This is a genomic window from Streptomyces sp. NPDC059957 (assembly GCF_042730015.1).
Classification (GTDB): Bacteria; Actinomycetota; Actinomycetes; order Streptomycetales; family Streptomycetaceae; genus Streptomyces.
Window position 1 is genome coordinate 89074 of record NZ_JBHWMB010000030.1, and the last position, 11469, is coordinate 100542.

The window sequence follows — 11469 nt, forward strand, 5'->3', positions numbered from 1 at the left end:
CTGCCCCACGGTATGGACAACTTCGGAATTCCGGCGCAAGGAGCTGAAAGCAGACGGACACCCGGGTTACTGTCAGTTTCGTGTTCGCTGCAGAACGTCGCCAATTGATCCTCGAAATGGTGCGGGCCAACGGAGCGGTATCGCTCCGGGAGCTCGCCCGCGTCGTCCAGACCTCCGAAGTGACCGTACGGCGGGACGTGCGGGCACTGGAGGCAGAAGGACTCCTCGACCGCCGGCACGGCGGTGCGGTACTGCCGGGCGGTTTCACGCGGGAATCCGGCTTTCCGCAAAAATCCCATCTCGCGACGGCGGAGAAGACCGCCATCGCCGATGTCGCGGCCGGACTCGTCGAAGAAGGCGAGGCCGTGGTCGTCGGCGCCGGCACCACCACCCAGGAGCTGGCCCGCCGGCTCGCCAGGGTGCCCGGACTCACCGTCGTCACCAACTCGCTGCTCGTCGCACAGGCCCTGGCCCATGCGAACCGGGTGGAGGTGGTGATGACGGGCGGAACCCTGCGCGGATCCAACTACGCGCTGGTCGGCAGCGGTGCCGAACAGTCCCTCCAGGGGCTGCGGGTCTCGCGGGCCTTCCTGTCCGGCAGCGGCCTCACGGCCGAGCGCGGGCTGTCCACGTCCAACATGCTCTCCGCGAGCGTGGACCGGGCGCTGGTGCAGGCCGCGGCGGAGGTGGTGGTCCTGGCCGACCACACGAAGCTCGGGACGGACACCATGTTCCAGACCGTGCCGACCGATGTGATCACCCGTCTGGTGACGGACGAGCCGCCGCCGCACGACGACCGGGCCGGTACGGAGCTGCAGGCGCTGGCGGATCAGGGCGTGCAGATCACCGTGGCCGGGGCCAGTGCCTCCGGCGGTGGTGAGGGGATGGCCGGGCGTCGCCCGCGCCGGGAGTCCCCGCTGCCGGTGCAGAGGCGGGGCGGGCCGACGGCCCAGCTCCGCAGCGCGGGGCCGTTGCACGAGCAGCAGGCGAGCGAGCGGGCCCGCGTGGCGGACATGCGGCGCCGGTAGGTCACCTGCGGCGCCGTTGCCGGGGGCCAGCCCCCGGGCCCCTGCTCCTCAAACGCCGGAGGGGCTGGATTTTGCCTGGTGTCGGCCCGCACGTGCAGGCTGAGGCCGGGTACATCCAGCCCCTCCGGCGTTTGAGGAGCGGGGTCCGGGGTGGAGCCCCGGGGAACGGGCGAAGGGCGGGTAGGGGACTCGGCCCCGCGCAGCGGCGCGAGTACCCGCACCCGTGGGCGGGGTTCCAGGGCGGGAGCCCCGGAACCCCGGTCCAGGACGTCAGTCCTTGATCTCGCAGATGGCCGCGCCCGAGGTGAGCGACGCGCCGACCTCTGCCGCGAGGCCCACGATCGTGCCCGAGCGGTGCGCGTTCAGCGGCTGTTCCATCTTCATGGCTTCGAGGACGACGATCAGGTCGCCCTCGTTGACCTGCTGGCCCTCCTCGACCGCGACCTTCACGATCGTGCCCTGCATGGGCGAGGCGAGGGTGTCGCCGGAGGCGGCCGGGCCGGACTTCTTGGCCGCGCGGCGCTTGGGCTTCGCGCCGCCCGCGGCCGCCGTACGGGCCAGGGTCATGCCCAGCGAGGACGGGAGGGAGACCTCCAGGCGCTTGCCGCCGACCTCGACGACCACGGTCTCGCGGCCGGGCTCGTCCTCGGAGTCGTCCGAAGCCGGGACCACGAACGCCGGGATCTCGTTGACGAACTCGGTCTCGATCCAGCGGGTGTGGATCGTGAACGGGTCGGCGGTGAAGGCCGGGTCCACGACGACCGCGCGGTGGAACGGGATGGCCGTGGCCATGCCCTCCACCTCGAACTCGGCCAGCGCGCGCGCCGCCCGCTGCAGGGCCTGCTCGCGCGTGGCACCCGTAACGATGAGCTTGGCGAGCAGGGAGTCCCAGGCCGGGCCGATGACCGAGCCGGACTCGACGCCCGCGTCCAGGCGGACGCCCGGACCGGTCGGCGCGGCGAACTTGGTGACGGTGCCCGGAGCCGGCAGGAAGCCGCGGCCCGGGTCCTCGCCGTTGATGCGGAACTCGAAGGAGTGGCCGCGCAGGACCGGGTCCCCGTAGCCGAGCTCCTCGCCGTCGGCGATGCGGAACATCTCGCGGACCAGGTCGATGCCGGTGACCTCTTCGGTGACCGGGTGCTCGACCTGCAGGCGCGTGTTGACCTCCAGGAAGGAGATCAGGCCGTCGGCGGAGACCAGGAACTCGACCGTGCCGGCGCCGACGTAGCCGGCCTCCTTCAGGATCGCCTTCGACGCCGCGTACAGCTCGGCGTTCTGGGCCTCCGTCAGGAACGGCGCGGGGGCCTCCTCCACCAGCTTCTGGTGGCGGCGCTGCAGCGAGCAGTCACGGGTGGAGACGACGACCACGTTGCCGTGGGAGTCGGCCAGGCACTGGGTCTCCACGTGCCGCGGCTTGTCGAGGTACTGCTCGACGAAGCACTCGCCGCGGCCGAAGGCGGCGACGGCCTCGCGGACGGCGGAGTCGTAGAGCTCCGGGACCTCTTCGAGGTTCCGGGCGACCTTCAGGCCGCGACCGCCGCCACCGAAGGCGGCCTTGATCGCGATCGGCAGGCCGTGCTCCTTGGCGAAGGCGACGACCTCGTCCGAACCGGAGACCGGGTCGGGCGTGCCGGCCACGAGCGGCGCGCCGGCGCGCAGCGCGATGTGGCGGGCGGCGACCTTGTCGCCGAGGTCGCGGATGGCCTGCGGCGGCGGGCCGATCCAGATCAGGCCCGCGTCGATGACGGCCTGCGCGAATTCGGCGTTCTCGGAGAGGAAGCCGTATCCGGGATGGATGGCGTCCGCACCGGAGTCGGCTGCGGCCTGCAGGATCTTGGAGATGTCCAAGTAGCTGGCGGCCGGGGTGTCACCGCCCAACGCGAAAGCTTCGTCGGCCGCGCGGACGTGCAGAGCGTCCCGGTCCGGATCGGCGTAGACGGCTACGCTCGCGATCCCGGCATCCCGGCAGGCCCGAGCAACGCGGACTGCGATTTCGCCACGGTTGGCGATGAGCACCTTGCGCACGATGGCTCCCTCCTTGAAACAAGCTGAGTTTAGGGACAGCCCACACGGCCTTTCGACCCTTCCCCGGTGGTGACCTTGCCCACACGGACTGTTATCCGAGTCGACCCCGAGTCGATAAAACCCTTGTGGCGCCCCATGTCAGGGGGATCCCCGACTGCACAGTAACCCTGCCGTGTGTCCGGGGTCTCTGTTCGCCGGGTCAGCGGCCCGGGGTGATTCTTTGTCGAATCCCTACGAACGGCCCACGCATTCCTTGCACGGGCGGGGTGTCGCCGCCGTGTCGTCGCCCAGGCGTCGCCCTGCGGCAGCCCGACCGTAACGAAGCGCCCCGGCCCCTTGTCCGAAGGTTTACCCGTTAGTAGCCTCCAGGCGTCGATCGGGCTTGTGCATGCGGGGTGGGGGCGTCGTGGCTGGTGTGGGTGGCGTGGGTGGCATGGTGCTGCGGAGATCCGTGGCCGGAGCGACCGCGGTCGTACTCGTCGTGGAGGCGGGTGTGCTCGGCTTCGTCCACCTCGTCCTGGGGCGGACCACCGAGAACCAGTCCATGTCCATCGCGGGCGCGGATCCGGATGTCATGTCCAAGGCAACCTACGGGCTGGGCGCCGGCATGGCCGTGTTCCTGCTCGCCTGCGCGGCGTTCCTTCTCGTCGCCGCGGCCCGCGACCGGGCCCCGGGCGGCTTCGCGCGCGTGCTCCTCGTCAGCGCCGCCGTCACCCACGGAGTGCTCGGCGCCCTCGTCGTCGGCCTGGTGGGCTGGGCCGCCTTCGCGGTGATGATGCTGATCTTCTCCCTGCTCGTGCTGAGCCTGACGCTCTACGCGGCCAAGGGCGCGGGCGGGACCGCCGACGGTGCGGGCGGCCCCGCGGAGGGCTCCAGCGGCCCCCTGGACGGCTTCGGCGGCCCGGGCGCCCGGGACGACCGGCCCGAGATCCGGGACGCACCGCCGGGCCACCCGCTCGCGGACTTCGGGGACTTCGGGAAGCTCGGGGACGTCAAGCCCACAAGTCCGTGATGGACACGCCCAGTTCGGCCAGCAGTGAGCGCAGCAGCGGCATGGAGATACCGATCACATTGCCGTGATCCCCGTCGATCCCCTCGATGAACGGGGCCGACAGCCCGTCCAGGGTGAACGCCCCCGCCACGTGCAGCGGTTCCCCGCTCGCCACGTACGCCGCCACCTCCGCGTCCGTCGGCTCGCCGAAGCGGACCGTCGTCGACGCCGTGGCCGAAACCTTTGCGCCGCTCGCCGTGTCGATCACGCAGTGCCCGGTGCGCAGCACCCCGGCGCGCCCGCGCATCGACTTCCAGCGGGCCGTCGCCTCCTCGGCGTCCGCCGGCTTGCCCAGTGCCTCGCCGTCCAGCTCCAGCACGGAGTCGCAGCCGATCACCAGGGCGCCCGCGGCTTCGTCCAGGGCCGCCACGACGGCCGCCTTGGCCTCGGCCAGCGCGAGCGCCAGCTCGGCGGGGGAATCGGCGGTGAGGGCGTCCTCGTCGAAGCCGCTCACGATCACGTGCGGGGCGAGCCCGGCCTGCCGCAGCAGGTTCAGCCGGGCGGGCGAAGCGGAGGCGAGGACGAGGGCGTGGCGGGGGGCAGCAATCATGCCCGCCATCGTAGGGGCGGCCCGAGGGGCCCGGCTCGCGGCGAGGTGCCGTGCCGGGCGTCGCGACCCGGTGAACCTTCTCGGTCACAGCACTAGAAACCGCCCACGCCCAGCACGTACACCACGACGACCATCGCGATGACGACGATCACCGTCATCCGCCGGACCATCGCCGCGGCGTCGCGCATGTCCTTCGGCGGCTCGTTCTTCGGGTCTGACCAGAGCATGTCCTGATCCTGGCCCCGAGGACGCCTGTGGCGCCTGAGTACGGGTACTCAGGCGCCACGGGCAGTTCACGCCATCTTCACCTGGGTCCGGCGGCTACGCGGGCCAGTACGTACGGCCCCAGGCGCCCGGTCCGGGGTGCGGCAGGGTGCGGCGGGCCACCCGGCCCGGCGCCGACCACGCGTCGGCCACCCGCTCCGCGCCCGACGGCTCCGACGCGAGGGCCGCCGCGCGCGCTCGGACCACCGCCAGTGCGGCGGCCAGCTCCTCGGGGGTCGGGTTCCCCTTGACGACCTTGATCACCACTGTGAGCTCCTCGTGCCTGCTAGAGCGGGATGTTGCCGTGCTTCTTCGGGGGCAGGGACTCCCGCTTGGTGCGCAGCTGCCGCAGCCCCTTCACCACGTGCGCCCGGGTCTCGGACGGCATGGTCACCGCGTCGATGTAGCCGCGCTCGGCGGCCGTGTACGGGTTCAGCAGCGCGTCCTCGTACTCGGTGATGAGCCGCGCCCGGGTCTCCTCGGCGGTGCCGGCCTCCTCCGCTTCGGCGATGGCGCGGCGGTGCAGGATGTTGACCGCGCCCTGCGCGCCCATGACGGCGATCTGCGCCGTCGGCCAGGCGAGGTTGAGGTCGGCGCCCAGGTGCTTGGAGCCCATCACGTCGTAGGCGCCGCCGAAGGCCTTGCGGGTGATGACGGTGATCAGGGGGACGGTCGCCTCGGCGTACGCGTAGATCAGCTTGGCGCCGCGCCGGATGATTCCGTTGTACTCCTGGTCGGTGCCCGGCAGGAAGCCCGGCACGTCGACGAAGGTCAGCACCGGGATGTTGAAGGCGTCGCAGGTCCGCACGAACCGGGCCGCCTTCTCGGAGGCGTCGATGTCCAGGCAGCCGGCGAACTGCATCGGCTGGTTGGCGACGACCCCGACCGGGTGCCCCTCGACGCGGCCGAAGCCGGTGAGGATGTTCGGCGCGAAGAGCGACTGGGTCTCCAGGAACTCCGCGTCGTCGAGCACGTGCTCGATCACCTTGTGCATGTCGTACGGCTGGTTCGCGCTGTCCGGGATCAGCACGTCGAGCTCGCGGTCGGTCTCGGAGACCTCGGTGTCGGCCTCCTCGGGGAAGGCCGGGGGCTCGGAGAGGTTGTTCGACGGGAGGTAGGAGAGGAGCGACTTCACGTACTCGATGGCGTCCTTCTCGTCACCCGCCATGTGGTGGGCGACGCCGGACGTGCTGTTGTGCGTGCGCGCCCCGCCCAGCTCCTCGAAGCCGACGTCCTCGCCGGTGACGGTCTTGATGACGTCCGGGCCGGTGATGAACATGTGCGAGGTCTGGTCGACCATGACCGTGAAGTCGGTGATGGCCGGGGAGTACACGGCCCCGCCGGCGCACGGGCCGACGACCAGGCTGATCTGCGGGATCACCCCGGAGGCGTGGACGTTGCGGCGGAAGATCTCGCCGTACATGCCGAGCGCGCTGACGCCCTCCTGGATGCGGGCGCCGCCGGAGTCGTTGATGCCGATCAGCGGGCAGCCGGTCTTCAGCGCGAAGTCCATCACCTTCATGATCTTCTGGCCGTAGACCTCGCCCAGTGCCCCGCCGAAGACGGTGAAGTCCTGCGAGAACAGGGCGACGGGCCGCCCGTCGACGGTGCCGTAGCCGGTGACGACGCCGTCGCCGTACGGGCGGGTCTTCTCCAGCCCGAAGTTCGTCGACCGGTGCCGGGCGAACTCGTCCAGCTCGACGAAGGACCCCTCGTCCAGCAGCAGGGCCACCCGCTCACGTGCCGTCAGCTTGCCCTTGGCGTGCTGCTTCTCCACCGCCCGCCCGGACCCGGCGTGCGTGGCTTCCTCGACGCGGCGCTGCAGATCCGCGATCTTCCCCGCGGTGGTGTGCATGTCGATCGGCTCTGACGGTTGTGACATCGGGGTCGCGGCTCCCTGCGTGGTGTCAACTGCCTGGTGACTTACTTGGTTTTTACTAGCTACTGGTGCGTAGCGTATCGGCGGGCATGGCGCTCGGCGGTGCGGCGTTTGACACACCTAATCTGGGTTGCATGACGCCATCAGATGCATCAGGCGGAGCTTCGAGCGGAGCTCCCGCGGGCCGTTGGTCGAGTCTGGACCGGCCGCCCCTGAACGTTGCCGCGCTGCAGCGGGCCCTCGTGACCGGTGAGGGGCTGTGGAGCTCGCTGGAGGTGGTGGCCTCCACCGGGTCCACCAACAGTGATCTCGCCGCGCGGGCCGCGAAGCTGCCCGAGGGGGCCGTGCTCGTCGCCGAGGAGCAGACCGCCGGACGGGGCAGGCTCGACCGGAGCTGGGTCGCGCCCGCGCGGTCCGGACTGTTCTTCTCCGTACTCCTGAAGCCCGGGCCCTCGGTGCCGCAGGAGCGGTGGGGCTGGCTGACGCTGCTGGCCGGGGTGGCCACCGCCACCGGGCTCTCGCGCGCCGCCGGCGTGGACACCGCCCTCAAGTGGCCCAACGACCTGCTGGTGACCGTGGACGGCGAGGAGCGCAAGACCGGCGGCATCCTCGCCGAGCGCGTGGGCGACGGGGTCGTCCTCGGGATCGGCCTCAACGTGACGCTGACCGACGCAGAGCTGCCGGTGGACAACGCCGGGTCGCTGTACCTGGCCAAGGCCACCGTCACCGACCGGGACCCGCTGCTCAGGGCCGTACTGCGCTCCCTGGAGCAGTGGTACGGGAACTGGCGCGCGGCCGGCGGCGATCCTGCGGCCAGCGGTCTGCAGGAGACCTACGCGGCCGGGTGCGCGACCCTCGGCAAGCACGTGCGGGCCGAGCTGCCGGGCGGGCGCACCCTCACCGGGACGGCCGAAGCGGTGGACACCGACGGACGGCTCGTCGTACGGACCGCGGAGGACAAGCACGAGGCCGTGGGGGCAGGGGACGTCGTCCATCTGCGGTCCGTGCGGTAGCCCGCGCGGGGACCGCCCCGGGTGATGGAGTAGGGGAGTGAGCTACGGCACACCTGCCGTATGGTTTAGGCGATCCCGGTCCTCCCGGTGATCACCCGGTTCGGCAGTGCGCACGGCAATGGACAGGAGGCGGCCCTTGACCGTCGACGACCCTCGGTCCAGCGCGCCCGCCCCAGGAACGACGACGGGCGGCTCCGGAGGCTCGGGCGGCTCGGGTGGTTCCGGCAGCCCGGGTGGTTCCGGAGTCCATGCCACCCCGATCGGGCGCGAGCAGCACACTCCCCACCACGAGGTCGACCACACGGCCCAGCCGACGGCCGACCCGCTCGCCATCCGCCTGGAGCAGCTGATCCTGGGCGCCGAGCGCCGGTACACCCCCTTCCAGGCGGCCCGTAGCGCCGGGGTCTCGATGGAGCTCGCCTCCCGCTTCTGGCGGGCGATGGGCTTCGCGGACATCGGCCAGGCCAGGGCCCTGACGGAGGCCGACGTACTGGCGCTGCGCCGGCTCGCCGGCCTCGTCGAGGCCGGGCTGCTGAGCGAGCCGATGGCGGTCCAGGTGGCGCGGTCCACCGGGCAGACCACGGCCCGGCTCGCGGAGTGGCAGATCGACTCGTTCCTGGAGGGCCTGACGGAGCCGCCGGAGCCGGGGATGACCCGTACGGAGGTCACGTACCCGCTGGTCGAGCTGTTGCTGCCGGAGCTGGAGGAGTTCCTCGTCTACGTGTGGCGGCGCCAGCTCGCGGCCGCGACCGGGCGGGTCGTGCAGGTGGCGGACGACGAGGAGATGGTCGACCGGCGCCTCGCGGTGGGCTTCGCCGACCTGGTGGGCTTCACGCGCCTGACGCGTCGGCTGGAGGAGGAGGAGCTCGGCGAGCTGGTCGAGTCCTTCGAGACGACCTCGGCGGACCTGGTGGCGGCGCACGGCGGCCGGCTGATCAAGACGCTGGGCGACGAGGTGCTGTACTGCGCCGACGACGCGGCGACGGCGGCGGAGATCGCGCTGCGCCTGATCGAGACGATGGAAGCCGATCCGCAGATGCCGGAGCTGCGCGTGGGCATCGCCTTCGGGACGGTGACCACCCGGATGGGCGACGTCTTCGGGACCACGGTGAACCTGGCCTCGAGGCTGACGTCGATAGCGCCGAAGGACGCGGTCCTGGTGGACGGCGCGATGGCCCAGGAACTGGGCCGCACGGGCGCGGCGCCGGTCTCGGAGAAGGAAGCGGAGAACGAGGAGGGCGGCGGCGCCTACCGCTTTGCGCTCCAGCCGATGTTCCAGCGACCGGTGCGAGGGCTGGGCATCGTGGAGCCCTGGTCGCTGACGCGGCGGAGCCCTAAGATCCCCGGATAACGTTCGTTAACCGGGAGGGTCGCCGTGTCCGAATTCGTGGTGGTGCGCAGGCATGAGGGCGGCGTCGCCGAGCTGGTGCTCGATCGGCCCAAGGCGATGAACGCCGTGTCGACCGAGATGGCGCGGGGGATCGGCGCCGCGTGTGCGGAGCTGGCCGCGGACCCGTCGGTACGGGTCGTCGTGCTCTCCTCGACCGCCGAGAGGGCCTTCTGTGTGGGCGCGGACCTCAAGGAGCGCAACTCCTTCTCCGACGCCGAGCTGCTGCGGCAGCGGCCGACCACGCGGGGTGCGTACGGGGGCGTGCTGGAGCTTCCGATGCCGGTGATCGCGGCGGTGCACGGGTTCGCGCTGGGGGGCGGCTTCGAGCTGGCCCTCGCCTGCGACGTCATCGTGGCCGACGAGACGGCCGTCGTCGGGCTGCCCGAGGTGTCCGTGGGGGTGATCCCGGGCGGCGGTGGTACGCAGCTGCTGCCGCGGCGGGTGGGGGCGGCGCGGGCCGCGGAGCTGATCTTCACCGCCCGGCGGGTGGAGGCCGCGGAGGCGCTGGCCTTGGGTCTGGTGGACTCGGTGGTGCCGGCCGGCTCGGACCGTGAGGCCGCCCTGGCGATGGCGGCGGCGATGGCGGCGAACTCCCCGGTCGGGCTGCGGGCGGCGAAGCGGGCGCTGCGGCTCGGGCACGGCATGGACCTGACGGCCGGGCTGGAGATCGAGGACGCGGCGTGGCGGACGGTGGCCTTCTCGGGGGACCGGGCCGAGGGCGTGGCGGCGTTCAACGAGAAGCGGAAGCCGGAGTGGCCCGGGGTGTGAGGCCCGATGGTGACCCGACGTGATCTTCGTACCACCGAATGTCGCGCCAATTGTCACTAAATCGGACAAAACTCCCTAACCTGGGGTGATGGGTGTTGACGGGCGGCTTCGAGCCGTTGTGGGCCTCGCGCAGGCCATGGCGGCCGCGTGCGCGCCGCGGGACAGTGTGCGGGCCGCCGCGCGCGGGGCGAGGCTGGCGATGGACGGGTCGTTCGCCGCGATCTCCGCGTGGGAGCGGGAGCGGGGGCGCCTGCGGGTGCTCGTGAACGAGGGGGAGCGCCGGGACGGGGAGGAGGAGTTCCCCGAGGACGAGTCGTACCCCGTGCACGATTTCCCCGAGATCACGGAGTTCCTGCACGAGCGCTGGGTCGGCGGGGGCGGCCCCCACGCCTGGGTGGACAGCGCGGTCGGGGACCGGCCCGGACGCCGGGGCGACGCGCTGCGGCGGCGCGGGCGCGGCACGTGCGTGGTCGCCCCGATCGTGCTGAGCGGGCGGGCCTGGGGCGAGCTGTACGTGGCCCGGGACGAGGGCATGGCGGACTTCGACGAGGACGACGCGGAGTTCGGAGAAGTGCTCGCGGCGGTGATCGCGGCCGGGCTGGCGCAGAGCGACCGGCTGGAGGAGGCCCGTCGGCTCGCCTTCACCGACCCGCTGACCGGGCTGGCCAACCGGCGTGCCGTGGACATGCGGCTCGACGAGGCGCTGGAGGAGCACCGGCGGGGCGGGGCCGCGGTGGTGGTGAGCCTGGTCGTCTGCGACCTGAACGGCCTCAAGAAGGTCAACGACACCCTCGGGCACGCGATGGGCGACCGGCTGCTGGAACGGTTCGGCTCCGTGCTCAGCCTGTGCGGGGCGATGCTGCCGGGTGCGCTGGTCGCGCGGCTGGGCGGGGACGAGTTCTGCCTGGTCAGCGTGGGGCCTTCGGCGGACGAGGTGGTACGGGTCACCGAGGAGGTGTGCCTGCGGGCCGCCGAGCTGGAGCTGGGGGAGGGGGTCGCCTGCGGGGTCGCCTCCACGGGGGACCCGATCGGGCCGGTGAAATCCTCGCGGCGGTTGTTCCGGCTGGCGGATGCGGCGCAGTACAAGGCGAAGGCGGCGCGGTCGGCGAAGCCGGTGGTGGCGGGGCGGGACACGGCGGTGGTCCGGCTCGCCGACGCGGAGCCCGGGGGGCCGGGGGAGCGGCGGCGGTTCCGGGGGCGGGCGTAGCCGCGGCCCGACCGGCCGCCTGCGACCCCGCCGCCTTGGGCTGCGCCCACCCCGGCTTGGGGATGCACGGTCCGCCTGGGGCGGCGCCCACCCCGCCTGGGGGATGCGCGGCCCCCGGTGCGCCGGCCTCGCGGCGGTTGTCCCGCCCCGGCGGGGGGTGCGGGTGAGTCGGCCCTGCGGGGCTGGGTCCCCTACCCGCCCTTCCACCGTTCCCCGGGCGCTGCCCGGACCCGCGCCTCAAACGCCGGCGAGGCTGGGTGTGTCCCCGGGCGCAGCCCGGGCCCTGGCCCCGGC

At 72.4% G+C, this 11469-nt stretch carries 11 protein-coding genes; 6 read left to right on the top strand and 5 right to left on the bottom strand.

The annotated features are described in order from the left end of the window. The first annotated feature begins 80 nt into the window (after nt 1-80). Nucleotides 81-1028 (top strand): DeoR/GlpR family DNA-binding transcription regulator, encoded by a 948-nt coding sequence (locus ACFWBW_RS21355; protein WP_385374679.1) that lies wholly within the window; start codon nt 81-83, stop codon nt 1026-1028. A 270-nt stretch (nt 1029-1298) separates the two neighbouring features. Here the strand turns inward: ACFWBW_RS21355 and ACFWBW_RS21360 are convergent, their stop codons facing one another. Further along, nucleotides 1299-3053 (bottom strand): acetyl/propionyl/methylcrotonyl-CoA carboxylase subunit alpha, encoded by a 1755-nt coding sequence (locus tag ACFWBW_RS21360; protein ID WP_385374681.1) that lies wholly within the window; start codon nt 3051-3053, stop codon nt 1299-1301. A 433-nt stretch (nt 3054-3486) separates the two neighbouring features. Between ACFWBW_RS21360 and ACFWBW_RS21365 the strand changes: the two genes are divergently transcribed. Then, entirely contained in the window at nt 3487-4065 is a 579-nt protein-coding gene (locus ACFWBW_RS21365; protein WP_385374683.1) for a hypothetical protein, read from the top strand. Here the strand turns inward: ACFWBW_RS21365 and ACFWBW_RS21370 are convergent. From ACFWBW_RS21370 to ACFWBW_RS21385, 4 genes are all read right to left on the bottom strand, one after another. After that, the gene (locus ACFWBW_RS21370; protein WP_385374685.1) at nt 4046-4654 is read right to left on the bottom strand and encodes a Maf family protein; all 609 of its coding nucleotides are present in this window, start codon (nt 4652-4654) and stop codon (nt 4046-4048) included. The two genes, ACFWBW_RS21365 and ACFWBW_RS21370, sit on opposite strands and share 20 nt — an antisense overlap. Nucleotides 4655-4746: 92 nt before the next feature. Continuing rightward, entirely contained in the window at nt 4747-4881 is a 135-nt protein-coding gene (gene mmpB / locus ACFWBW_RS21375; RefSeq protein ID WP_279346700.1) for a morphogenic membrane protein MmpB, read from the bottom strand. Between the two features lie 94 nt (nt 4882-4975). Continuing rightward, entirely contained in the window at nt 4976-5185 is a 210-nt protein-coding gene (locus tag ACFWBW_RS21380; protein ID WP_327254617.1) for an acyl-CoA carboxylase subunit epsilon, read from the bottom strand. A 19-nt stretch (nt 5186-5204) separates the two neighbouring features. Further along, complete coding sequence (locus tag ACFWBW_RS21385; RefSeq protein WP_385374687.1) at nt 5205-6800, bottom strand: acyl-CoA carboxylase subunit beta; 1596 nt, start codon at nt 6798-6800, stop codon at nt 5205-5207. A gap of 131 nt (nt 6801-6931) precedes the next feature. Between ACFWBW_RS21385 and ACFWBW_RS21390 the strand changes: the two genes are divergently transcribed. From ACFWBW_RS21390 to ACFWBW_RS21405, 4 genes are all read left to right on the top strand, one after another. Continuing rightward, nucleotides 6932-7810 carry a biotin--[acetyl-CoA-carboxylase] ligase gene (locus tag ACFWBW_RS21390; protein ID WP_385374689.1) on the top strand — a complete coding sequence of 293 codons (879 nt, stop codon included), beginning with the start codon at nt 6932-6934 and terminating at the stop codon, nt 7808-7810. A gap of 136 nt (nt 7811-7946) precedes the next feature. Beyond that, nucleotides 7947-9161 carry an adenylate/guanylate cyclase domain-containing protein gene (locus tag ACFWBW_RS21395; protein WP_385374691.1) on the top strand — a complete coding sequence of 405 codons (1215 nt, stop codon included), beginning with the start codon at nt 7947-7949 and terminating at the stop codon, nt 9159-9161. Between the two features lie 24 nt (nt 9162-9185). Further along, nucleotides 9186-9968, top strand: coding sequence for an enoyl-CoA hydratase/isomerase family protein (locus tag ACFWBW_RS21400; RefSeq protein WP_385374693.1), 783 nt, complete (start codon nt 9186-9188; stop codon nt 9966-9968). Between the two features lie 88 nt (nt 9969-10056). Continuing rightward, complete coding sequence (locus ACFWBW_RS21405; protein ID WP_385374695.1) at nt 10057-11175, top strand: diguanylate cyclase domain-containing protein; 1119 nt, start codon at nt 10057-10059, stop codon at nt 11173-11175. Nucleotides 11176-11469: the final 294 nt, after the last annotated feature.